We start from the raw sequence: 22,947 nt of genomic DNA on the forward strand, positions 1-22,947 counted from the left end.
AAGAGCGCGTGCTCTGGCCATACCCTGTGGCCATGACCCAGCCTGCTCTTGTCACGATCGCGTCCGAGACGCTGACCGCCGCGATCAATCCGCTGGGGGCAGAGCTGTGGTCGATCACCGACCGCGCCGGGCAACAGTGGATGACCGATGCCGATCCGGCGTTCTGGACGGGCCATGCCCCGGTGCTGTTCCCGATCGTCGGCTCGCTGGCCGGCGATACGCTGCATCACGCTGGCAAGGCCTATACGCTGCCGCGCCATGGCTTTGCCCGCCGGTCTGATTTTGCGCTCGTCGCCCATGATGGCGCCACGGCGCATTTCCGCCTGCGCGATTCGGCCGAGACGCGGGCGGTCTATCCCTTTGCCTTCGTGCTCGACATGGCCTTTGCCGTGGAAGGGGCGACCCTGGCGGTGACCGCGACCGTCAGCAATCCGGGTAATGAAACGCTGCCGTTCAGTTTTGGCTATCACCCAGCCTTTGCCTGGCCTTTGCCGGGCAGCACCGACAAGCATGCCCACCGCCTGGTCTTCACCAAGGACGAGCCTGAGCCGATCGCGCGGGTCAACAAGCAGACCGGGCTGGTGCTCGAACGCCGTTATGCCACCCCGGTGCGCGGCCGCATGCTGCCGCTGCGCGAGCAACTGTTCACCAACGACGCGGTGATCTGGACCGACCTCGCCAGCCGCGCGCTGACCTATGGCGTGGAAGGCGGCCCGGCACTCGACGTGGCGTTCCCCGACATGGCGATGCTGGGCCTGTGGCAGGTGCCCGGCGCGCACTATATCTGCATCGAGCCCTGGGCGGGCCATGCCGATCCCGAAGGCTTTACCGGCGATATCACGCAAAAGCCGGGCATCGTCCTGCTTGCCCCGGGCGAGAGCCGCAGCTTCCGCATGGACGTGACCGTCAGGGGCGGCTAAGCGGCGCGGACTATGTCCAATCGCCGCACCTTTGCCATCATTTCCCACCCCGACGCGGGCAAGACCACGCTGACGGAAAAGCTGCTGCTGCAAGGCGGCGCCATCCACCTGGCTGGCGAAGTGAAGGCGCGCGGCCAGGCGCGGCGTGCCCGGTCTGACTGGATGAAGATCGAGCAGCAGCGCGGCATTTCGGTGACCTCGTCGGTCATGACGTTCCAGAAGGACGGCACCGTCTTCAACCTGCTCGATACCCCGGGCCACGAAGACTTTTCCGAAGATACCTATCGCACGCTCACCGCGGTCGATTCGGCGATCATGGTGATCGACGCGGCCAAGGGGATCGAGCCGCAGACGCGCAAGCTGTTCGAAGTGTGCCGCATGCGCTCAGTGCCGATCATCACCTTCGTCAACAAGGTGGACCGCGAAGGCCGCCCGGTGTTCGAAACGCTCGACGAGGTGGCCGATGCCCTGGCGCTCGACGTTGCGCCGATGAGCTGGCCGGTGGGCATGGGCGGCATCTTCGAAGGCGTCTATGACTTTGCCAGCGAAACCATCGCCCGTCCCGAAGGTGACAGCCGCGAGTTCCTGGGCAAGCGCGATCCGGCCGCTGGGGCCATTCCCGATGAATTTGCCGAAGAGATCGAGCTGGGCCGCGAAGGCTATCCGCAGTTTGATCTGGCCGCCTATCGCCATGGTGACTTGACCCCGGTCTATTTCGGATCGGCGCTCAAGAACTTTGGCGTGGCCGAACTGATCGCCGCGATCGACCGCTTTGCCCCGCCGCCGCGCCCGCAGGCCAGCGACCAGGGCACGATCGACCCGACGCGCGAGGACGTGACCGGCTTCATCTTCAAGGTGCAGGCCAACATGGACCCGCAGCACCGTGACCGCATCGCGTTCATGCGCATGGTATCGGGCACGTTCAAGCGCGGCATGAAGCTGACCCCCTCAGGCCTGGGCAAGCCGATCGCGGTGCATTCGCCGATCCTGTTCTTTGCCCAGGACCGCGAGATTGCCGATAGTGCCGAAGCGGGCGATATCATCGGCATTCCCAACCACGGCACGCTGCGCGTGGGCGATACGCTGTCGGAAAAGAACGACGTGCGCTTTACCGGGCTGCCCAACTTCGCGCCCGAAATCCTGCGCCGCGTGGTGCTGAAAGACCCGACCAAGACCAAGCAGCTGCGCAAGGCGCTCGACGATCTTTCCGAAGAGGGCGTGATCCAGGTGTTCTACCCGGAAATCGGCTCACAGTGGATCGTGGGCGTGGTCGGGCAGCTGCAGCTCGACGTGCTGATCAGCCGGCTGGAAGCGGAATACAAGGTCGAGGCCGTGCTCGAACCCTCGCCATTCGATACCGCGCGCTGGCTCAAGGGCACGCCCGAGGCCTTGCGGGCCTTTGCCGATTTCAACCTGTCGAACCTGGCCAAGGACCGCGATGGCGATCCCGTCTTCATGGCGCGCTCGGCCTGGGACGTGAGCTATCAGCAGGAACGCAACCCCGACCTGGCGTTCAGCGCCACCAAGGAACGTTAAAGCGCTGTTTGTGATCGGGTACGCGGATTGGGCGGCATCATCTCTCGGGTGCCGTCCGCGCAAATGCCCTTGGGGTATTTCCCCCAAGTCGGTGACAGCATGGTTCCCGCTCTTGCCAGCGCAGTGCAGCATGGGCAGGGTGGGGCCATGAATCTGCTCGGTCCCACTTCGAACACCTTCATCTCGCAACGCCTGCGCCTCCACTATGTGGATTGGGGCAATGCCGAGAAGCCACCGCTGCTGCTGATCCATGGCGGGCGCGACCATTGTCGCAGCTGGGACTGGACGGCCGAGGCGCTGCGCGAGGATTGGCATGTCATCGCGCTCGATCATCGCGGCCATGGCGACAGCGAATGGGCCTCTGACGGCAACTATCGCGTGATGGACATGGTCTATGACGTGGCGCAGCTGATCCACCAACTGGGCCTGGCGCCGGTGACCATCGTGGCCCATTCGATGGGCGCGGCCGTGGCGCTGCGCTATGCCGGGCTGTTTCCCGAAGACGTGGCCAAGCTGGTGGCGATCGAGGGCATTTTCCCTACCCCCGATTGGGAAGCGCGCATGCGCGCCGTGCCCTTTGCCCGCCGCATCCGCGATTATATCGCCGAAAAGCGCAAGGCCGCCGGGCGCCTGCCGCGCCGCTATCCCACGATCGAGGCGGCGATCGCCCGTATGAAGGCGCAGAACCCCTACATCAATGATGCCCAGGCCCGCCACCTGACGATCCACGGCATCAACCGCAACGAAGACGGCACGTTTACCTGGAAGTTCGATCCCTACGTGCACATCGAACACCCCTACGACATTTCCCAGAACCGCAAGCACGAGCTGTGGGAGGCGATTACCAGCCCCACCCTGCTGCTCAACGGGGCGGATTCGTGGGCGGGCAATCCGATTCGTGACGGGCGGATCGAGCACTTCCGCTCGGCCGAGGTGGTCGAATTCGAGAACGCCGGGCACTGGTTGCACCACGACCAGTTCGATCGCTTCGTCGCCACCCTGCGCGATTTCCTCTGACCGCGCGGGTGCCGGCCATGCAGGCGGCCGATTCGCTGGTCTTTGCCAGCTACAATATCCACAAGGGCGTGGGCGCCGATCGGCGCTGCGATCCCGAGCGCATCCTGATGGTGCTGCACGAGGTGGGCGCCGACGTGATCGCGCTGCAGGAAGCGGACAATCGCTTTGGCACGCGCGAGGCGGTGATCCCGCCCACACTGCTCGCGCACGGCAGCCCGTGGCGCGCGGTAGCACCGGGCGTGATCGATCGCGCGCGCCGGGCGGGCAGCCTGGGCTGGCACGGCAATGTCATCCTGGTGCGGCGTGACCTGGTGGTGACCGGGTGCCATGCCGTGCCCCTGCCCACGCTGGAGCCGCGCGGGGCGGTGGCGGTGGATCTCGAATGGGCCGGGCAGGGCGTGCGCGTAATCGGCATGCATCTTGACCTGTCGGGCCTGCGCCGCCGCCAGCAGGTGCGCGTGGCCTGCGCGGCGGCCGGGCGCGGACCGCGCGTGCTGATGGGCGATTTCAACGAATGGGCGCCGCGCGGCGGCGCGCTCCAGGCCTTTCCCGGCGATCTTTCAGTTCTCGCGCCCGGCCGCAGCTTTCCCGCGCGGCGCCCGCTGGGCCAGCTCGACCGTATCGTCGCCAGTCACGACTGGGTGGTTGAAGGCATGGGCGTGCACCATAGCCCCCTGGCGCAGCAGGCGTCAGATCACCTGCCGGTGTGGGCACGGCTGCGGCTGAGTGGGAAAGCTCCTGCCTAAAATTTAGGCAGATTCTGTGCACTGCACAAGAATCGAGCGGCGGCGAAACGCTCGACAATGGATATGGTTTCCGTGAATCGCTGATTTCGTAAGAAAACGGATTTGGCACGCCCTTTGCTTTAACAATTCATGCCGGTTCCGCACCGGCTGGTTGAGGCCGTGAAAGGGGGCATGAATGAAATTCATCATCGCCATCATCAAGCCGTTCAAGCTCGACGAAGTGCGTGAAGCGCTGTCGGGTCTGGGCGTTGCTGGGATGACGGTGTCGGAAGTGAAGGGTTTTGGCCGACAGAAGGGCCAGACCGAGATCTACCGCGGCGCCGAATACTCCACGAACATGCTGCCCAAGGTGAAGCTCGAAATCGCTGCCAGCGACGACCTCGCGGCGCAGATTGTCGAGACCATCCAGCAAACCGCCAGCACCGAGGCGATCGGCGACGGCAAGATCTTCGTGCTCGATCTCGCTTCGGCGGTGCGCATTCGCACCGGCGAAAGCGGCGATATGGCGCTGTGACTTCCGAACAGAGGGGAAACCATATGATCCGCAAGATGATCAGTGGCATGACGGCAGCCGGGCTCAGCCTCGGCATGGCCTCTGCCGCCTTTGCGCAAACCGGGCCGATCAAGGCCCCCACGGCCGACCAGATGGCCACCATGGTCAACAAGGGTGACGTCGCCTGGATGCTGGTCTCGGCCGCTCTGGTGCTGATGATGAGCATCCCCGCCCTGGCGCTGTTCTACGGCGGCCTGGTGCGCACCAAGAACATGCTTTCGGTGCTGATGCAGGTGCTGATGATCGTGTCGGTCGCGGCGCTGTGCTGGGTCTGCTGGGGCTATTCGATGGCCTTCACCGGCGGCTCGCCCTATGTCGGCGGCTTCTCCAAGATGTTCCTGGCGGGGGTTTCCACCTCGACTTATGCAGCGACGTTCTCCAACAACGTCTACCTGCCCGAATATGTCTATGTCATCTTCCAGATGACCTTCGCCTGCATCACGCCGGCGCTGATCGTGGGCGCCTTTGCCGAGCGCGTGAAGTTCACGCCGCTGATGATCTTCACCGTGCTGTGGCTCACCCTGGTCTATTTCCCGATGGCCCACATGGTGTGGTACTTCGCCGGTCCTGACTTCCTGTCGTCCAACACCTCCGACGCCGGCCTGATCTATGGCTGGGGCGGCCTGGACTTTGCCGGCGGCACCGTGGTGCACATCAACGCCGGTATCGCTGGCCTCGTCGGCTGCCTCGTGATCGGCAAGCGCCTGGGCTTTGGCAAGGAAGCCACCCCGCCGCACTCGCTGACCATGACCATGATCGGTGCCTCGCTGCTGTGGGTGGGCTGGTTCGGCTTCAACGCCGGTTCGGGCCTGGAATCGAACGCGGCCACCGCGCTCGCCTTCATCAACACCTTCGTCGCCACTGCCGCCGCCGCCGTCTCCTGGTCGGTTGTCGAACAGATCAAGCATGGCAAGCCCTCGATGCTGGGCGCTGCCTCGGGTGCCGTCGCTGGCCTCGTCGCGATCACCCCGGCGGCCGGCTATGCCGCGCCGATGGGCGCCATCGTCCTCGGCCTCGTCGTCTCGCCGATCTGCTTCTTCTTCGTCACCACCGTCAAGAACGCCCTCAAGTATGACGACACGCTCGACGTGTTCGGCGTGCACTGTGTTGGCGGGATCGTCGGCGCCATCGGCACCGCCATCGTGGCTGACCCTTCGCTGGGTGGCCAGGGCTGGATCGACTACACCGTGTTCCCCGCCAAGGCCGGCACCTATGACATGGTTGCCCAGATCATCACCCAGGTGAAGGCCGTGTGCGTCACCCTGGTGCTCTCGGGCGGCGTCTCGGCGGTCCTGTTCATCGCTCTCGACAAGACGATCGGCCTGCGTCCGACCGAAGAAGCCGAGCGCGAAGGCCTCGACATCTCCGAACACGGCGAACGCGCCTACAACATGTAAGTTTTCACCAGCTTGGCGGGGTGGGGGGCCTGATCCTCTCCCTCTCTCCCCCTCCTCCGCCAAACCATGTTCCTCCTGCGAACGACCTGGGCCGGAAGCGCACGCGCTTCCGGCCTTCTTTTTTGTTCGCTCGGCAGCCCCCGGGCGGCTTTGCAAAGTTAACGATCACGCAATCGTCCCATCGTAGAACACCTGAGCGAAAGCGTCCCTTGGGCGGAGATTCTGATGGTGATCCGGCGCATGGCCTGGGGCAGGCCAGGCAACAGTGGCAATGAACGGTCCGATGGTGTTGCGGGTGCGCCTGCCGCTGCGCCCACGGCCAGGGATGCGGCCAAGGCCACTGGCCTCGCGCCCGATCATGCCACCGCGCTGTGCCGCGCCTATGAAGCGCTTGGGCTGGGGGCATTCTGGTCGAGCGATGCCGATGGCCGGCTGACCTATCTATCCCCTGCCGCGCGCGCGCTGCTTGCGGGCGATGGTGATCCGCTGGGCCGCACCCTGCTCGATCTGTTCCACCACGATGAAACCCAGGGCGACAATGGCAGCGAGCGCTCGCTGCGCTTCGTGCTGGCGCGGCGCACCCGCTTTGAACGGCTGACCGTGCGCACCGGGCCGGCCAGCCAGCCGCGCTGGTGGTCGTTGTCGGGCGAAGCCGTGCACCATCGCGGTCAGTTTGCCGGCTTCCACGGCCATTGCGCCGATATCAGCGACCAGCGCCGCCATGCCGAGGAAAGCTCGCACATGGCGCTGCACGATCCGCTGACCGGCCTCGCCAATCGCCGCCACATGAACCAGACGCTGGCGCGCAAGCTTGCCGCGCTGGCCTCCACCCGGCGTGGTTGCACCACGATGCTGATCGATCTCGATCGCTTCAAGCAGGTCAACGACACGCTGGGCCACGCTGCCGGTGATGCCCTGCTCAAGCAGGTGGCCGATCGCCTGGTGCGCCTGGTGGGCGATGCCAGCCGCGTGTGCCGGCTGGGCGGCGATGAATTCCAGATCATCCTGCCCGAGGTGGAGGATCGCGGCCATCTGGGCGAATTGGCCGAAGCCCTGATCGAGGATATTTCCCAGCCCTATCTGATCGATGGCAGCCGCTGCCTGATCGGCGCGTCGATCGGCGTGGCGATTGCCCCGTTCGATGGCGCGGCGGCCGACGACCTGGTGCGCAGCGCCGATCTTGCGCTCTATGCCGCCAAGGGCAGCGGGCGCGGGCGCTTCCGCTTCTTTTCCAGCGACCTGCTCAAGGCGGCGGAGGATCGCAAGGCCTTGGAGGAGGACCTGCACGATGCCCTGGCGCAGGGCCAGTTTGCCCTGCACTACCAACCCATCGTCAAGGCGCAGAGCAACCAGGTGATCGGGGTGGAGGCGCTGCTGCGCTGGAACCATCCCGAACATGGCCAGGTATCGCCGGCGCGGTTCATCCCCATTGCCGAGGAATCCAATCTCATCCGCACGATCGGCGAATGGGTGTTGCGCAAGGCCTGCGCCGATGCAGCTGGCTGGGAAGTCCCACTGCGCGTGGCGGTCAATGTCTCGCCCGTGCAGTTTGCCGACGAGGCATTTCCTGCGCTGGTCACCTCGGCCCTTGCGCAATCCGGGCTCGATCCCGCGCGGCTGGAACTGGAAATCACCGAAGGCGTGTTTCTGGAAGAAGGCGGCCAGACCGATGCGCGGTTCAACGCGCTCAAGGGCCTGGGCGTGCGCCTGGCGCTCGATGATTTCGGTACCGGCTATTCCAGTCTCGGCTATCTCAAAAGCGCGCCGTTCGACAAGATCAAGATCGACCAGTCGTTCGTGCGCGGCGCGACCCAGCCGGGCAACCGCAACCGCGCGATCATCACCGCCATCGTCGCGCTGGCCCAGGCGCTGGATATGGAAACCACGGCTGAAGGCGTGGAAAGCTTTGACCAGTTCGACCTGATGAAAGCGCTGTGCGTCAGCCATGTCCAGGGCTTCATCTATAGCCAGCCGCTCGACAACGACACGTTCGTTGCCGGCCTTTCCGGTGGCGATTGGACCATCGAGCCATCCGGCCCGGCGCGCCAGCGGCATCAGCGGCAGGCGATGTTCCGCCGCGTGGGCGTGGTGCACGAGGATCACTATTACCCCGTGGTGCTGCGCAACCTCTCGAAATCGGGCGCGCTGATCGAGGGGCTGCTCGAAGTGCCGCTCGACACGCCCTTCGTGCTCGACCTGGGCGATGGGCAACTGGTGGTGTCGCGCGTGCGGCGCAGCCAGGGCCATCAGCAGGGGCTGGAGTTCGAACAGGAACTGGTCAGCGATGGCAACGGCGGCCTGTGCACGCGCTATCGCGTCTCGCCCTATCAGCTTTCCGCTGCCGGGCTGACCCTGGGCGCCGGCCCCAACGGGCCGTTGCAGATCAACCGTGGCCCCAATGCCAAGGTGACTATGCCCGCCTTTGCCATGGCGACCGACTGGAACGGCGCCGGGCTCGCTTGGACGGATGCTGCGTAACGCTTGAATTGCGCGGTTCATGGCGTAAAGCCCATGCCATCATGACCGACCAGACCGCGCCCGCATCCGCCCAGACCGCCAGCCTCGACCGTTCGCGGCCGCAGCCCAAGGACTGGATCAAGGCGATCCATGCCTATGTGCCGGGCAAATCGGCCGGGCTGGATGGGCAGCCGTTGATCAAGCTGTCGGCCAACGAAAACCCGCTGGGCACCAGCGCGGCGGCCATGGCGGCGCGTGCGCAGGTGGCCAATGCCGCGCTCTATCCCGATCCTGACAGCAAGGATCTGCGCGGCGCGCTGGCCGCGCTGCACGGGCTCGATCCCGCGCGCATCGTGATGGGCACGGGTTCGGATGAACTGCTGCATATCGCGGCCCAGGCCTATGCCGGGGTGGGCGATGAAGTGCTGTTCGTGCGCTATGGCTTTTCGGTCTATCCGATCGCGGCACGGCGTTGTGGCGCAACGCCCGTGGAAGCGCCCGACACCGATTTCGGCACCGATGTCGATGCGCTGCTCGCGGCGGTGACCGAGCGGACCCGTGTGGTGTTCCTGGCCAATCCCAACAATCCCACCGGCAGCTATATCGGCCGTGCCGAACTGGCGCGGCTGCATGCCGGCCTGCGCCCCGATGTCTTGCTGGTGGTGGACCAGGCCTATGCCGAATATGTCGCGGCAGACGATGACGATGGCGCGCTCGATCTGGCGCGCACGGCCGCCAATGTGCTGGTCACGCGCACGTTCTCCAAGATCTATGGCCTGGCCGGAGAGCGGATCGGCTGGGCCACCGGGCCGGCCGACGTGATCGACATGCTCAACCGCATTCGCGGGCCGTTCAATGTCTCGCTCACCGGGCAGGCGATGGGGCTGGCGGCGGTGCACGACCAGGCGTTCGTCCAGGCATCGGCCGCGCACAACCGGGCCGAGCGCGCGCGGTTCGTCGCCGCGTTGGAGGCGCTGGGCAACCACGGGCTACGCGCGCTGCCGAGCCAGGCCAACTTCGTGCTGATCGAGTTTACCGGCGCGCTCACGGCAGAGGCGGCGTATCTGGGCCTGATGGATGCTGGGTATATCACCCGCTGGCTGCCCGGGCAGGGGCTGCCGCAGTGCCTGCGCATCACCATCGGCACGCCCGCGCAGATGGATGCCATCGCCGGCGCGCTGCGCACCATGGCAGACGCTGCGCCAGGCACGGCCCGGTGAGCGCTGCCCCCTTCACGCGCATCACGGTCATCGGTCTGGGCCTGCTGGGCGGATCGGTGGCGCTGGCTGCACGCGCGCGCATGGCCGGGGTGATCGTCACCGGCTATGACGCCGATGCGGCGGTGCGGGCGCGCGCGGCGCAGATCGGCCTGGCCGACACCATCGCCGCCACGCAAGCGCAGGCGGTGGCCGATGCAGACCTCGTGGTCTTCTGCGTGCCGGTGGGTGCCATGGCCGCTGCTGCTGCCGCCGTGGCGCCGTATCTGCCCGCCGGCTGCGTGGTCAGCGATGTGGGGTCCAGCAAGGCCAGCGTGCTCAAGGCCCTGGGCGATGCGCTGCCCCATGCCACGATCGTGCCCGCCCACCCCGTTGCCGGCACCGAGCAGAGCGGGCCCGACGCCGGCTTTGCCACGCTGTTCGCTGGGCGCTGGTGCATCCTCACCCCGCCCGATGGCGCCGATGCCACGGCCGTGGCGCGCGTCGCCGCGTTCTGGGAAGGCCTGGGCGCGCGCGTCGAAATGATGGACGCGGCCCACCACGATCTGGTGCTGGCGGTGACCAGCCACCTGCCCCACCTGATCGCCTACACGATCGTGGGCACCGCGTCTGACCTGGAAGAGGTGACGCAGAGCGAGGTGATCAAGTATTCGGCCGGCGGCTTTCGCGATTTCACCCGCATCGCCGCCTCTGACCCGACGATGTGGCGCGACGTGTTCCTGCACAACCGCGATGCCGTGCTGACCATGCTGCAGGTCTTTACCGAAGACCTGACCGAGTTGCAGAAGGCGATCCGCAAGGGCGATGGCGCCGCGCTGTTCGACCATTTCACCCGCACCCGGGCGATCCGCCGCTCGATCATCGCGATGGGCCAGGACGATGCCCGCCCCGATTTCGGCCGCGATCACGGCGCCGTGGCGACACCTTCAACGCCAGACTGAGCCAGCGCGCCATCAGGCGTCGTTGGCGACGCCGGTGCGCTCTTCCTGGTGCAGCACGCGGGCGTGCCACAGGTTGCGGCCCACGAAGATCACCAGAATGATGGCCGCGATGATGATCGCAACGGTCAGGCCGGCGCGGCCAAAGCGGCGTGCGCGCTGCTCAGGCGGCAGGTTGCGGGGATCTTCCATGATGTTTCCTTTTGCGGGTAGGTGACCCCTGGCCAACGCGCCGCGGCGCGCGCGCGATGGCGGGGCCAACCTGTGCAAACAAGAAAGGGGCGGCAACCGCGTGGTTGCCGCCCCCTTTTTTGCGCCAGGCGCCGCGATCAGAGCGCGATGCTGAGCGAAGCGCGCACGTTGGCGGCGATGCCGCCGTTCTGCGGCTTTTCCGCGCCGGCCGAAATCTTCCAGGTATAGTCGAGACCGCCCTGGAGAATGCCGATCGAGCCGATCCAGGCCGACTGCACGTTTTCCGGGGTGAGCGTGAACTGCTGGCCCGAACCGAAGATCGCGGTGGTGGCGCCCAGGTCGCCCGACAGGTGGCTGCGGCGGCCCACGTCGGCTTCCACGGTGAACGGGCGGCCTTCGTAGCTGCTCGGGCCGCTGCTCCACGCAAAGCCCAGCGTGGTGGTGGCGTTGACGGCCGTGCTGCTGCGGTCACGCACCAGCAGGATCATCGCGTCGGTGCCAGTTTCCTGGTAGCCGTTTTCCTTGAGGCGGAAGTATTCGATGTTCGCCTTGGGCTTGATCTTGAACGTGTCGCTCAGATCGATGTCATAGCTGAACCCGCCCGTGGCCGACAGCGAGTGGCCCTTCCAGCCGCCGTGCGCCGCATAGGTGATCGTTGCAGAGTCGACCGCGCCGGTGAAGGTGCGGTCAAGCTTGAACGACGAGCGGCCGTAGCCGACACGGGCAAAGGTGTAGAGCTTGCCGAACGCCTTGCGCCAGAACGCGTTGATTTCGATGTTGTTCACGCCCAGCGACTGCTGGTTGTGGTTGTTCACCGTGCCGCTGGTCCAGTCGAAGTAGGCACCGATGTTGCCCAGCGCGGTGGCGCGTTCGAGCCCGAAGGACACGCCGCCGCCGCTCAGGCTGTAGCCGACCGAATCATCGTCGTGCTTGCTGGCGCGGAAATAGAGCGGCTCGAGCCACATGCCGGTGTTGCTGATCGTGAACAGCGACGAATCGTCGGCCACGTGCAGCGCTGCCTGGCGCGAGCCACGCGTGACGAAATCGAACGCCCCGCCGGCATAATCGGGCAGCAGCTGGTTGAATTGGCTCTGCAGCGTCGGCGTATCGGTGACCTGGAGCAGGCTGGACTGCAGGTTGGTGTAGTTGGCAGCATTGCCGATGATCGCATCATAGGCGGCTGCCTGGGGCGTGGTCAGGCCAAGCTGCGCGGCGGTCTTGCGCGACAGCGACAGGATGAGGTCGTTGCCGTTCTGCGAGATCGAACCGGTATAGAGCACGGGCAGCGACAGCGAGCTGGTGGTGACATTGCTGCCGCCGGTCAGCGTGCCGGCCGAGACGATGGTCTGCGGCGTGGTCGCGCTCAGGAACGAGGACACCGAGACGTTGATCTTGGCACCCGAGGCGAAGGTTGCGGTGTTGGCCACCAGCTTGGAAGCCGTGCCGGTGGAGTCCACATAGACGCCGAGCGCACCGCCCGAACCGACCGTCAGGTTGTTGATCGTGGTGGTGCCGACGGCGTTGGCGCCGAACGAGCCGCCATTGACCGTCACGTTGAGCTGCGAACCGCCGGTGATGGTGCCGGCCCAGATGGCCGAACCGCCGATGGTCAGCGTGCCGACCTGGTCGTTGAGCGCCATCTGCCCGGTGAAGCGCGCATTGGCGCTCATCGTCATCGAGGCGGTGCCCGAGGTACCGAAATCGATGTTGCCGATCCACTTGGAATCGTCAGCCATGATCACGGTGTTGTTGCCGGTGCCGAGATAGGCGTTGCCGGTCACCTTGCCGGATTCGATGTCCACCGTGTCGTTGCCGCTGCCGGTGTAGATGTCACCGGTGATCGCGGTGTAGACCGGCGCGGTCGCCACGTTGTAGCCCGACGCGGCCTTGTCCGATGCCTGGCTGGTGACGCCGGTGGCATTGAGGTACTGCTTGATCGTCACGCCGCTGGTGTTGGCCGACAGATCGATCGCCGCGGTCTTGCCGGTCGATGCACCGCTGATGGTGATGAAGCCGGTGTTGTTGACGGTGTTGAGCGTGCCCGACAGATCGCGGATGCCATAGAGATTGCCCGAGGCAACCCCGCTCGCCGTCGCCTTGATCGTGCCTTCGTTGTACAGCGACGTGGCCGTAACACCCTGGTTGAGCAGGATCGCGGTGGCATCACCGTTGACCGTGGTGGCCGTGACGGTGCCGTGCACGCCGATGCCGTTGGGCAGGCTGACGGTGCCGCCTTGGCCGCCAACGACGACGCCATAGGCGTTGAGGCCGCTGTAATAGGCGGTGGCGCTGACGCTGCCGTCAACCGCAACCGAATAGGTGCCCGAAGTCGCCACGACCGAGCCGATCGTGGTGTTGCCGGCGCCACCGATCAGCAGCGCGGGGCTGGTGCCGTAGGACTGGATCGAACCGGTGGTTTCGGTGACGTTGTTGGTGCTCGACGCCACAGTGACGATCACGCCGCCGGTGACGTTGCCCGAAACCTGCACGGCGGCCTTGCCGCTGCTCAGCGCGGTGGGCGACAGCGTCTGCGTGGTGCCATCGTCGGCGGTGTAGCTGACCGCTTGGGTCATGGCGCCGTCGATCTTGAACGCGCCGTTGATGTCGCCATTGACGACAACCGCCTGCGCGCCCGTGCCGATCACCGCCACGGTGCCGCCGATGGCGAGGTTGCCGGTAACGGTGCCGGTGCTCACGCCAACCGAGTTGTCACCCTTGACCGAGATCGTGCCGGTGTTGGTGATCGAGCCGGTGAGCGGGGAGCTGACGACGATGCCGCCCGAATTGTTGCCTTCCACGCCGATCGTGCCGGTGTTCGAGATCGTCGCCGTGGTGGCGTTGCCCGACAGGATGTGGATGCCATAGCGGTTGGTCAGCTGCGAGACCGAGCCATTGACGACCGAGCTGTTGCCCAGGACCGGCGGCGTATAGTCTTCGCTGACGGTGATCGTGCCATCGTTGGTGATCGTGGTGGTCACCCCGGCGTTGGCGACGATGCCGGCGCTGTTGCTGACCCCGGCGACGGTCAGCGAGCCACCGGAATTGACATTGACCGTGTTCGACGAATCGATCGTGATCGGAACGCCGCTGGGCAGCTTGATCGCGCCGCTGCCGTTGACGGTGATATTGCCGGCCGACGAGGTGTTGAGGGCAGTCAGCGTGCTGGTGCCCACCGTGGTATCGGCAAGCGCCGGGGTGGCAACGGCCACCAGGGCGGCCGGAATCGCCATGGTGGCGACGGTCGAAAGAAAACGAATCTTGGGGAGGCGCTGCATGGGCTCTCGTCTCGTTGGGCAAAAGGGCCAGCAGGGGCGGGCCGGTGGCAACATGGCGGGCTTCATATCCGGGGCAGGCCGGCTTTACCAGTGCCTGAAATGCGCCGTAACCACTATCCGTCGCAAGCGAAGATGAAGAAATGTTCAGACAATTTCCGTGACTGTAAATTTGCCGTTCAGACAAAACCCGCCAGCAGGGCTGTGGGACAAGGGAATGGACGGAGCAACCATCGTGCGCGACGGGTGGACCGCATGACCTTTTGCGGTGACTTGCAGGGCGAGCCCCTTTCCCCGGTCGAAGATCCTGGCGGTCTTCATCCGGCTGGACCAGTCATCGATCATCGACATGGCACTGCCGGGGCGCTTTCGCCCCGAGCGCTGCCTGTTGCCGAGCCGGAGCCGCCCCGCGATGGGCGGGGCCTGGCCCTGCGCGACGACGTGGCGCTGATGCGACGCGTGGGCGAGGGTTGCCAGGCATCCTTTGCCGTGTTGGTCGAACGCCATGCCGCCGCGCTCTATCGCGTGGCCGCCCGCATGCTGGGCGATGGCCACGATGCCGAGGACGTGGTGCAGGACTGCTTTGCCCGCATGTGGCAGAACGCGCCGCGCTGGCAGCCGACCGGCGCTGGCCTGGTCGGATGGCTGCATCGCGTGGCGATGAACCTGTGTTTCGATCGCAAGCGGCGCTTTCGCGTGGTGGTGACCGACGAGGTGCCCGATTGCGCCGACCAGGCGCCGCTGGCCGATCGCCTGATCGAACAGCGCCAGGCCTGTGCCCAGGTGGCGGCGGCGCTTGCCGATCTGCCTGAACGCTATCGGGCTGCCTTGGTCTTGTGCTATTACGAGAACTTCTCCAATGCACTTGCGGCACAGGTGCTTGATCTTAATATCAAGGCGATGGAGTCGCTGTTGTTCAGGGCGAGGCGGCAGATGCGTGAACTGCTTGAAGCGCGTGACATTACCTGCCGCGATGTGGCCTTTGCCGGCGCGGCCGACTTTGCCAATTCACCGGCCGCTCACGCTTTTGCTACGGGCGCAGGCCCCCGCGCGTGACCGACCAGCAGCCTCGCATCGCCGATCCGGGCCGGGATCAGGCGGCAGGCTTGTCAGCGGCCCCCTTGCGCCATGCCGATGCGTCGCCTGCCGACGCGGCGCTCGACCAAATTCTTGGCCTGCATGAAGCGCCGGCGCTGCCCCCTGGGCTGACCGCGCGCATCCTGCGCGACGTGCCCTTGCGCCCGCAACTGGCGATGCCGGGGTATGACAGCGCAGCCAGCGTGGCGATTGCCCCCATGCGCGCCGGCGCGCAGGTGGTTCCGCTGCGCGTGGTTGGCGGCACCGACCAGGGCGGAAAGCGCCCGATCGCAGCGCGTCTCACGGCCTGGCGCGGCGCGCTGTTGATGCTGGGCGGCACCGGCATCGGTGCCGTAGCAGCGAGCGTTGCCGCGATGGCGATCTTCGGCTCTCCGTTTCAGAATCAGGCCTCAGACCAGGCCGCCGTTGCCGGCCAGGCGGCGGGTGCGCCCGCCCTGGTGGCAGCGGCATCGTCGGCGCCAGCGACCGCGGCAGGATCTGCCAGCCCCGCGTCAGCCGGATCGGCGAACAAGGCCAGCGCCACGGCAGTGCCGGGGCAGGGCCAGGCCGATGCGCTGGCCGCGGCCACGCCGCCGGTGATCATCGTGCCGCCGGCCGCCGGCGCTCCAGGCCACGATACCAGCGATCCCGATCCGGTGCTGCCGCCGGCCGCAACCACCGATCGCGAGCGGCTGGCTGCGCAATCGCCCGATCCCGGCCCAGACCAACCCGGCCAGGTCGGGCCGACGCTGGGTGCCACCCGCGGTGCGATGGGGCCGTTCATGCAGCAGGGCTATGGCTATAGCGGCGCCATTGGCGGCGCGCCGGCAACGATGGGCCCGGGCAGCGCGATGCCCGGCACGATGCAGCCCATGCCGGGCCATCTTCCGGTCGGCCCTTCCCTGCCCTGATCTCATTGAGGACCTGATCTGATTTAGTGCATCGGCTCGGGCGGAAACAGCGCGGCATTGGCGGCGATACTGGCGATATCGACCTTGTACGCCGGGCCGCGTGGGCGCAGCGCATCAAGCTGGACATGGCTGGCCCCGGCAAGCTGGCCGGCCGCGCACAGGCCCTGGTCCTGGCTGCTTTTGGCAATGCAGGTCACCGGCAACCCGTTGAGCAGGCGCACGGTGCGGTACGGGTCGCTGTCAGGCGCGCCGGGGTGGATCAGGCCGCCTGGATTGGCCTGGAAATAGACCGCCGTTCCTGGCTGCACCAGCACGACCGAGGCGATGCGGCTGCGCAGATCGGCCGGCACGGCGCCCAGCCCGGTATCGAGAATGCCCGCGCCAAACGCCGCGCCGATCAGCGCGACCTTGGCGGCATGGCTGCGGGCCAGCGCGGCGCGGATGGTATCGGCCACCAGGGCATCGACAAAGGCGCGATCGCGCGTCAGGCGGAACAGCGCCGGCGAATCCACTGCCATCACCGCCAGGCCCTGGCGGCGCAGCGCCGCCACGGTGCGGCAGCCTGGGCCAAGCCGCAGGCCCATGTCTCCGGAAAAGTAGATCGCCACCAGATCCTGGCGTGGCTGGCCAAGCGCGGGGCGGTAGTCCATGGCCTGGCGATCGAAATAGCCGGCGAAATACCCGGTCGCGGCCATGGTCGCGCCTCCCAGCAAGGGCAGGGCGGCGGCAAGGGCAAACAGCTTGCGACCGGGAAAGCCAATAGCCATGATGGTCATGGCATGGCCCCCACGCCCTGTCCGGGCAGTGGGGGCAAGATTAACTCGTTGTCATGGAAGTGGCTTGTGGCCGGACGCATCCTCCTGGTTGAAGACGATCCCCAGATCGGGGACTATATCGCGCGCGGTTTTGCCGAAGAAGGCTATACCGTGGACCGCGCTGAAAACGGCCGGGACGGGCTGTTCCTGGCCACCGACAGCCAGTTCGACGTGGTCGTGCTCGATCGCATGCTGCCGGGCATGGATGGCCTCGCCGTGCTCAAGGCCCTGCGCGCGGCCGAGGTGGAAACACCGGTGATCGTGCTGTCGGCGCTGGGCAGCACCGATGATCGCGTGGCGGGCCTGACCGCCGGGGCAGACGATTACCTGGGCAAGCCGTTCTCGTTTGCCGAACTGCTGGCGCGGGTCCAGGCGCTGACCCGGCGCGGCACAGGCCGGCAAAAGGCGCAGGACACCGTGCTGCGCTGCGCCGATCTGGAACTCGACCGGCTGACCCGCCAGGTAAAGCGCGGCACGCGCAAGATCACGCTGCAACCGCGCGAGTTCCGCCTGCTCGAATACATGCTGCTGCACCAGGGCGAGGTGGTTACCCGCACCATGCTGCTGGAAGCGGTGTGGGACTATCATTTCGATCCCGGCACCAACGTGATCGACGTGCACATCAGCCGCCTGCGTCGCAAGATCGACGATGGCGAGGAACAGGCGCTGTTCCACACCGTGCGCGGCGCGGGCTATCGCATGGCGGCCGACTGAGCGTGGCCGGGCCGATGATGCCCAGATCGAACATAGGCGGGCTGTGACGATGTTCGGCCGGGCCATGCACCAGCGGCGCCTGTCGCCCACCATGCTGCGGCTGGTGGCGGCGGTCTTCGTGTTGCAGCTGCTGTCGAGCGCGGCGGCGATCTTCTTCCTGCGCACCCAGATGCTCGACGTCGTACGCGCCGATCGCGAAGACCAGGTGATCGACGTGCGCGACGATCTGCTCGCTGCGTTCTACAGCGGCGGCCGGGAATCGCTGGATGATTTCATCCGCGATCAACGCGGCAGCGTGGCCGATCCCGGTGTTTTCGTGGCGCTGGCCGGCGGCAGCGCGCCGGCGTTGACCAGCAATATCGATTTCGTCCCGGCTATTGCGCCGGGCCCACGCCCGCAATCGGTGCTGGTGCGGCGCGGCGATAGCGCCACGGATCAGGAAGCGCTGGTTCTGGCCACGACCCTGCCCGATGGGGCCAAGCTGACCGTGGGATTGATGGGCGCCAGCGAGCGGCGCTTCAACCTGGCCTTTGCTGCCGCGATCGGGCTGACCATTGCCGTGGCCGTGGCGCTGGCGCTGTTGAGCGCGGTGGTGCTGGGCGTGGCGATCAGCAGCCGGACGCATGAAATCGCCCAGGCGGCCGAGGAACTGGCCGCCGGCAATTTCGGCATGCGCCTGGCCGAGGGACAAAGCGGCGATGGCTTTGACCACCTGCGCCTGCAGATGAACCAGATGGCCGAACGGATCGCCAGCCTGGTGGCGGAACTGGGTGCGGTGTCGGGCGCGCTAGCGCACGATCTGCGCTCTCCGGTCACGCGGCTTTCGGCCGCGATCGACACGGCGCTGGCCCGCGTCGATGAACCCGGCGCGATCGAGGCGTTGCAGGCGGCGCGCGCCGATGCCGATGGGCTGCGCGCAATGCTGGAAACCGCGCTGGAAATCAGCCGTCTGGAAGGCGGCACGGCGCAGGATCGGCGCGTCTCGCTCGACCTGGCGGCAGTGGTGGCCGACATGGCCGAGCTTTACGAGCCGCTGGCCGAGCAATCGGGCGTGACCATGACGCTGGACCTGGCGCCGGCCTGGATCATGGCCGACCGCGAGCTGATTTCGCGCGCGCTGGCCAATGCGATCGACAATGCCCTGAAATATGGTGGCACGGCCATCACCCTGCGCACCTGCGTGGCAGAGGGGGAGGCCGTGCTGGAAGTGGCCGACAATGGGCCGGGCATTGCCCCGGAGGATCGCCCCCGCGTGATCGAGCGGTTCGTGCGGCTCGACAATGCCCGCACTCTGCCCGGCGGCGGTCTGGGCCTGTCGATGGTCAATGCCGTGGCGCGGCTGCATCGCGGGCGGCTGGAACTGGGCGAGGCGGCCGGCGGGGGCCTGTCGCTGACGCTGCATCTGCCGCGATAAAGCCGCGCGCCAGCAGCGAGCCAAACGGGGCAGTTGGCCCTGCCCGCAGTCGTCCCGCCCTTCCGTTCGTCGCGCCGCGACGAGAAGGGCGGGAGGCCGGTTGCCGGGTCAGGAGGTCTTCTTGCCTTCCGGCGCGCTTACCCGGCCGGTACGCTCCAGCTTGCCCCAGCCGATGCCCAGGCCCGCCAGGGCGGCGCTGACCGCGCGGATCACCACGCCGTACATCAGCTGGCGATAGACGAAGCGCTGGCTGAGCAGCAGGAACGGCGGCAGGCGCTTTTCCCGCACGTCGAGCCGGAACGCCACCAGGCCGCAGGCGAGGTCGATCATGGTGAAGCCCAGCCAATAGGCGCCCATGCGGAGCACGTCGGTCTGCGTCTGGGCCCAGCCGTGCTGGATCACCCGCACGATCGTGCCGACGATCGAGATGCCGAGCGCCAGGTCGATCAGCGGAGAGGCGATGGCAAAGGCGATCTGGAACAGCCAGGCCTGCGGAATCCCCACGAAGGCCAGGCCCGAGGGGCGCTGCTGCGCCACCACGGCGCGGTGCTTCCACAGGCATTGCAGCGTGCCGAACGCCCAGCGGAAGCGCTGCTTGCCCAAGGCGCGCAGGGTTTCGGGCGCTTCGGTCCAGGCCACGGCGTCTTCGTCATAGGCCACCTTCCAGCCGTGGCGCTGGATGGCGATGGTCAGATCCTGGTCTTCAGCCAGGGTATCTTCGGGATAGCCGCCTACATCGTTGAGCGCTTCGCGGCGCCAGGCGCCGACGGCACCGGGCACGACCATGATCGCATCGAACCGGGTCAGCGCGCGGCGTTCGATGTTCTGCGCGGTGACATATTCCACCGCCTGCCAGCGGGTGACGAGGTTCACCCGGTTGCCGACCTTGGCATTGCCGGCCACCGCGCCGATTTCCGGCTTTTCGAACCAGCGCACCAGCTTGCCGATGGTGGCAGGTTCGAACTGGGTATCGGCATCGAGCGCGACGATGATTTCGCCATCGGCGGCGGCGAGCGCGCGGTTGAGCGCGCTGGCCTTGCCACCATTGACCAGCGTCATCAGCTGCACGCGCGGATCGTCGCCGAATGCCTTGGCCACGATCGCGCTGGTCGCGTCCTTGGATCCGTCATCGGCCACGATCACGTTGATCGCGGGATAAGTGCTCGCCAGGATGCGGTGCACCGAGGCCTCGATCACGCGCTCTTCGTTATAGGCCGGGATGATCACGGTCACGCGCGGCTGGTAGGGCGTGGGATCTTCTCCGCCGTCCTTGGTGCGATCGAGCCAGGGCAGGTCCAGCTTGCGCTGCGGGAACAGCGCCAGGCCGGTCAGCCCGACAGCGCGCAGCGTGCCCAGCGCAATGGCAAAGAAGAACGTCCAGTTGAGCGTGGCAAGCGCTGCAGCCAGCACGGCAAAGATGCCGATGTCGAGCCGCACTGCCATGAGATCCCAGCCCTTGACGGCCGGCATCACGTCATCACGCTTGAGCCCGGCCAGCGTGGACACCGGCACGAAGCGATAGCCCTGGGCCTGCAGCTGCTGGATGATCCGCGGCAGGGCGGCCACGGTCTGCGAACGATCGCCACCGCCATCATGCAGCAGGATCACGTTGGCAGAGCGATCGGCATTGCCCGCGTTGACCGCATCGACCGTCAGCTTCACCACCTCGTCGGCCGGGCGGCGCATCCAGTCGCCCGGATCGGCGTGCAGGCCGACAATGGTATAGCCCTGGTTCTGCGCGACCAGCGCGGGATCGAGTTCGTCGGCCGTGGTCGGTTCGGCGTCCCCGAAGTAGGGCGCGCGGAACAGGCGGGTGGATCGGCCGGTATAGGCCTCGATCAGGCGCTGCGTGGCATTGAGTTCCAGCTTGATCCCGGTCGGCGTGCTGTTGGCCATGTTGGGATGGGTATAGCTGTGGTTGCCGATCTCATCGCCGTCGGCCACCATGCGTTGCAGCAGGCCGCGATTGGCCACGCCGTTTTCGCCGATGACGAAGAACGTGCCGGGCACGTGATACTTTTCCAGGATCGCCAGGATCTGCGGCGTCCAGGTCGGATCGGGGCCATCGTCGAACGTCAGCGATACCAGCTTGGGCCGGTCGCCGGTGCGGCGCACGACATAGGGGGTGGGCAGCGAATCATAGCGTTCGCCGGTGACCAGGCCGAGGCGGTGATCGGTGGCGAGGGTGCGCGTGCCGGGCGTGGGCGTGGCATCGATGCGCAGGATTTCGCCATTGCCTTCCACGTCCACATTGCTGCTTTGCGTGATGCGCGAAAGATCGGGCAGCGTCTTGCTGCCACTGCGCCAGGTCTTGAGCACGTCCCAGAAGCCGGGATCTTCCGAACCCAGCCGCCACAACGCCACCGAGCCGACGCCCAACTGGCGCAGCATCAGCATCTGGTTCCAGCTGGTGGCGGCATCGAGCATCCACACATCGTGGCGCACCGCCGGCGTGCCATCTTGCGTATCGGCATCGTCGGTATAGGCAAAGCCGACGTTGCCGCTGGCCTTGTCCCACGCCGGCATGGTGCCGCTGTCGTGCGCGGCCAGCCAGGCTTCTTCGATGGTCAGCGCATCGGCATGGCCTTCGTGCCAGTCATAGCCATAGCTGCCCAGCGCGACGACGACCTTGCCCGGCGCGGTGCCCTTGATCATGTCAGCCACGTGGCCCAGGAACCAGCCGTTCGAGGCGATCGGCCCAGGCTGGCCGCCCTGCCAGTGCTCGTCGTAGGCCATCAGCACGATCTTGTCGGCGACATCGGCAAAGGCGCGCGGGTGCCAGTTCTCGTCATCCACCGGCATGGTGATCGCCACCACGCGGTGCTTGGGGGCGAGGCGGGCATGCAGATCGGCGGTGAACTTGTGCAGCCCGGCCAGCGCGGTCTGCGGCAGATTTTCGAAGTCGATCATCACGCCCGCATCGCCCGACTTGTCGAGCGCGGCATCGATCGCGGTGGCCAGGGCCAGGCGGCGCGCCGGGTTGGCCAGCACGGCGGCAGTGCCGGCGCCATCCCAGCCGGTGTTCTCGCGCACGTTCTGCAAGACCGGCACCACCAGCGGGCGGTGCAGCGACCCGGTAATGATCCGGCGCATCGGCGCATCGTCGGTCACCGTCAGGTTGCCGGCGTGATCGATCGACATCAGCGTGGGCGCAACCCAATCGAGCTGGCCGACGTGGTGTTGCAGCGCGCCAGCGCTTTCATCGCTTTCTGCCTGGTAGAACCCGATGGTGATCGGCGCGGTCTGCTGGCGCGCGGGCACCACGGTCGCGGGCCGGCCCAGCAGCGCGGCCAGGCGGTGCGACAGGCGGCTGACCTGGCCCTTGAGCCGCAGCGGCGCCATGTGTTCCTGGGCAAAGTTCAGCGGTTCGCGCGGCGTAACCGTGGCCACGGTGGTGGCAAAGACCACGCACATGCCAACCAGAATGGCCAATACGGCAAAGGCCAGGCGGCGGGTCCAGCGACGGCGCTGGCCGGTGGGATCGAAGAAGATGGGGCGTGACACGGCCTGGGATGTTCCGAAACGAGAGGTTTTCCGACGTACTGGATGGTATGCCGCGGAAAGGGCAAGGGCCCTGTGCGCATCGACGGCTACCGGAAAACCGGGGATCGGGAAAGCGGGGTCTGCGCCATGCGGCAGGGTGACGGCGAGCAGCCCAAGCGGAACCGGAACAGGGGACCGTCACGTCGCGGGTCCAAGCTGCTCACCGTCGAAAAGCGGTCTAGCCCGTGTGCCCTGCCGGGGGCGTGATCAAAACATTACGGTTTGGCC

General features: G+C 66.6%; 18 protein-coding genes. 13 read left to right on the top strand and 5 right to left on the bottom strand.

The window, feature by feature from the left end; translation table 11 throughout:
• The first annotated feature begins 32 nt into the window (after positions 1-32).
• The 9 genes from IP65_RS11255 to IP65_RS11295 all read left to right on the top strand — a co-directional run bounded on the left by IP65_RS11255 (position 33) and on the right by IP65_RS11295 (position 10,784).
• Positions 33-920 (top strand): aldose 1-epimerase family protein, encoded by an 888-nt coding sequence (locus tag IP65_RS11255; protein WP_054131771.1) that lies wholly within the window; start codon positions 33-35, stop codon positions 918-920.
• Between the two features lie 12 nt (positions 921-932).
• The gene (locus IP65_RS11260; protein WP_022676507.1) at positions 933-2,456 is read left to right on the top strand and encodes a peptide chain release factor 3; all 1,524 of its coding nucleotides are present in this window, start codon (positions 933-935) and stop codon (positions 2,454-2,456) included.
• Between the two features lie 147 nt (positions 2,457-2,603).
• Positions 2,604-3,473, top strand: a complete 870-nt coding sequence (locus tag IP65_RS11265) for an alpha/beta fold hydrolase (protein WP_054131772.1) — start codon at positions 2,604-2,606, stop codon at positions 3,471-3,473.
• Positions 3,474-3,490: 17 nt separating this feature from the next.
• Positions 3,491-4,219: an endonuclease/exonuclease/phosphatase family protein gene (locus IP65_RS11270; RefSeq protein WP_054131773.1), complete on the top strand. Its 729-nt coding sequence runs from the start codon at positions 3,491-3,493 to the stop codon at positions 4,217-4,219.
• A 175-nt stretch (positions 4,220-4,394) separates the two neighbouring features.
• Positions 4,395-4,733 (top strand): P-II family nitrogen regulator, encoded by a 339-nt coding sequence (locus IP65_RS11275; protein WP_022674711.1) that lies wholly within the window; start codon positions 4,395-4,397, stop codon positions 4,731-4,733.
• Between the two features lie 23 nt (positions 4,734-4,756).
• A complete protein-coding gene (locus IP65_RS11280) occupies positions 4,757-6,169 on the top strand; it encodes an ammonium transporter (protein ID WP_107716457.1) in 1,413 nt (470 codons plus the stop codon).
• 225 nt (positions 6,170-6,394) lie between these two features.
• The gene (locus tag IP65_RS11285) at positions 6,395-8,647 is read left to right on the top strand and encodes a bifunctional diguanylate cyclase/phosphodiesterase (RefSeq protein WP_231627660.1); all 2,253 of its coding nucleotides are present in this window, start codon (positions 6,395-6,397) and stop codon (positions 8,645-8,647) included.
• A 41-nt stretch (positions 8,648-8,688) separates the two neighbouring features.
• On the top strand, positions 8,689-9,846 hold the full coding sequence (gene hisC, locus IP65_RS11290) for a histidinol-phosphate transaminase (RefSeq protein WP_054131774.1): 1,158 nt from the start codon (positions 8,689-8,691) through the stop codon (positions 9,844-9,846).
• Positions 9,843-10,784, top strand: a complete 942-nt coding sequence (locus IP65_RS11295; protein ID WP_054131775.1) for a prephenate/arogenate dehydrogenase family protein — start codon at positions 9,843-9,845, stop codon at positions 10,782-10,784. Before hisC ends, IP65_RS11295 begins: the two co-directional genes overlap by 4 nt.
• 12 nt (positions 10,785-10,796) lie before the next feature.
• On the opposite strand, the gene IP65_RS21335 is transcribed toward IP65_RS11295, so the two are convergent.
• The 3 genes from IP65_RS21335 to IP65_RS21705 all read right to left on the bottom strand — a co-directional run bounded on the left by IP65_RS21335 (position 10,797) and on the right by IP65_RS21705 (position 14,752).
• Positions 10,797-10,973: a hypothetical protein gene (locus IP65_RS21335; RefSeq protein WP_156306541.1), complete on the bottom strand. Its 177-nt coding sequence runs from the start codon at positions 10,971-10,973 to the stop codon at positions 10,797-10,799.
• Positions 10,974-11,110: 137 nt separating this feature from the next.
• Positions 11,111-14,248 (bottom strand): autotransporter domain-containing protein, encoded by a 3,138-nt coding sequence (locus IP65_RS11300; protein WP_054131776.1) that lies wholly within the window; start codon positions 14,246-14,248, stop codon positions 11,111-11,113.
• Positions 14,249-14,392: 144 nt separating this feature from the next.
• Positions 14,393-14,752, bottom strand: coding sequence for a hypothetical protein (locus IP65_RS21705; RefSeq protein ID WP_166643336.1), 360 nt, complete (start codon positions 14,750-14,752; stop codon positions 14,393-14,395).
• Here IP65_RS21705 and IP65_RS11305 point away from each other — a divergent pair.
• Positions 14,735-15,301: an RNA polymerase sigma factor gene (locus IP65_RS11305; protein WP_231627661.1), complete on the top strand. Its 567-nt coding sequence runs from the start codon at positions 14,735-14,737 to the stop codon at positions 15,299-15,301. The genes IP65_RS21705 and IP65_RS11305 overlap by 18 nt on opposite strands.
• Positions 15,298-16,233 (top strand): hypothetical protein, encoded by a 936-nt coding sequence (locus IP65_RS11310; protein ID WP_054131777.1) that lies wholly within the window; start codon positions 15,298-15,300, stop codon positions 16,231-16,233. Before IP65_RS11305 ends, IP65_RS11310 begins: the two co-directional genes overlap by 4 nt.
• 23 nt (positions 16,234-16,256) lie before the next feature.
• Here the strand turns inward: IP65_RS11310 and IP65_RS11315 are convergent, their stop codons facing one another.
• Positions 16,257-17,009 carry a virulence factor gene (locus IP65_RS11315; protein ID WP_231627662.1) on the bottom strand — a complete coding sequence of 251 codons (753 nt, stop codon included), beginning with the start codon at positions 17,007-17,009 and terminating at the stop codon, positions 16,257-16,259.
• A 66-nt stretch (positions 17,010-17,075) separates the two neighbouring features.
• On the opposite strand from IP65_RS11315, the gene IP65_RS11320 reads away from it, so the two are divergent.
• Both IP65_RS11320 and IP65_RS11325 read left to right on the top strand, forming a co-directional pair.
• Positions 17,076-17,762, top strand: coding sequence for a response regulator transcription factor (locus IP65_RS11320; protein ID WP_022676774.1), 687 nt, complete (start codon positions 17,076-17,078; stop codon positions 17,760-17,762).
• A gap of 49 nt (positions 17,763-17,811) precedes the next feature.
• Positions 17,812-19,176 (top strand): HAMP domain-containing sensor histidine kinase, encoded by a 1,365-nt coding sequence (locus IP65_RS11325; protein WP_231627663.1) that lies wholly within the window; start codon positions 17,812-17,814, stop codon positions 19,174-19,176.
• 108 nt (positions 19,177-19,284) lie between these two features.
• On the opposite strand, the gene IP65_RS11330 is transcribed toward IP65_RS11325, so the two are convergent.
• Positions 19,285-22,680 carry a glycosyltransferase gene (locus IP65_RS11330; protein WP_054131778.1) on the bottom strand — a complete coding sequence of 1,132 codons (3,396 nt, stop codon included), beginning with the start codon at positions 22,678-22,680 and terminating at the stop codon, positions 19,285-19,287.
• Positions 22,681-22,947 lie beyond the last annotated feature (267 nt).

The sequence above is a fragment of the Novosphingobium sp. AAP1 genome, from assembly GCF_001295765.1.
GTDB classification, from domain to species: Bacteria; Pseudomonadota; Alphaproteobacteria; order Sphingomonadales; family Sphingomonadaceae; genus Novosphingobium; species Novosphingobium capsulatum.

Excerpts from the sequence above, each read along its gene's own strand:
- IP65_RS11255 (WP_054131771.1), top strand. The coding sequence starts at position 33 with ATGACCCAGCCTGCTCTTGTCACGATCGCGTCCGAGACGCTGACCGCC.
- IP65_RS11260 (WP_022676507.1), top strand. The coding sequence starts at position 933 with ATGTCCAATCGCCGCACCTTTGCCATCATTTCCCACCCCGACGCGGGC.
- IP65_RS11265 (WP_054131772.1), top strand. The coding sequence starts at position 2,604 with ATGAATCTGCTCGGTCCCACTTCGAACACCTTCATCTCGCAACGCCTG.
- IP65_RS11270 (WP_054131773.1), top strand. The coding sequence starts at position 3,491 with ATGCAGGCGGCCGATTCGCTGGTCTTTGCCAGCTACAATATCCACAAG.
- IP65_RS11275 (WP_022674711.1), top strand. The coding sequence starts at position 4,395 with ATGAAATTCATCATCGCCATCATCAAGCCGTTCAAGCTCGACGAAGTG.
- IP65_RS11280 (WP_107716457.1), top strand. The coding sequence starts at position 4,757 with ATGATCCGCAAGATGATCAGTGGCATGACGGCAGCCGGGCTCAGCCTC.
- IP65_RS11285 (WP_231627660.1), top strand. The coding sequence starts at position 6,395 with ATGGTGATCCGGCGCATGGCCTGGGGCAGGCCAGGCAACAGTGGCAAT.
- hisC (WP_054131774.1), top strand. The coding sequence starts at position 8,689 with ATGACCGACCAGACCGCGCCCGCATCCGCCCAGACCGCCAGCCTCGAC.
- IP65_RS21335 (WP_156306541.1), bottom strand. The coding sequence starts at position 10,973 with ATGGAAGATCCCCGCAACCTGCCGCCTGAGCAGCGCGCACGCCGCTTT.
- IP65_RS11300 (WP_054131776.1), bottom strand. The coding sequence starts at position 14,248 with ATGCAGCGCCTCCCCAAGATTCGTTTTCTTTCGACCGTCGCCACCATG.
- IP65_RS21705 (WP_166643336.1), bottom strand. The coding sequence starts at position 14,752 with ATGGCGTTCGACCAACACGGCAAAGGATGCCTGGCAACCCTCGCCCAC.
- IP65_RS11315 (WP_231627662.1), bottom strand. The coding sequence starts at position 17,009 with ATGACCATCATGGCTATTGGCTTTCCCGGTCGCAAGCTGTTTGCCCTT.
- IP65_RS11325 (WP_231627663.1), top strand. The coding sequence starts at position 17,812 with ATGTTCGGCCGGGCCATGCACCAGCGGCGCCTGTCGCCCACCATGCTG.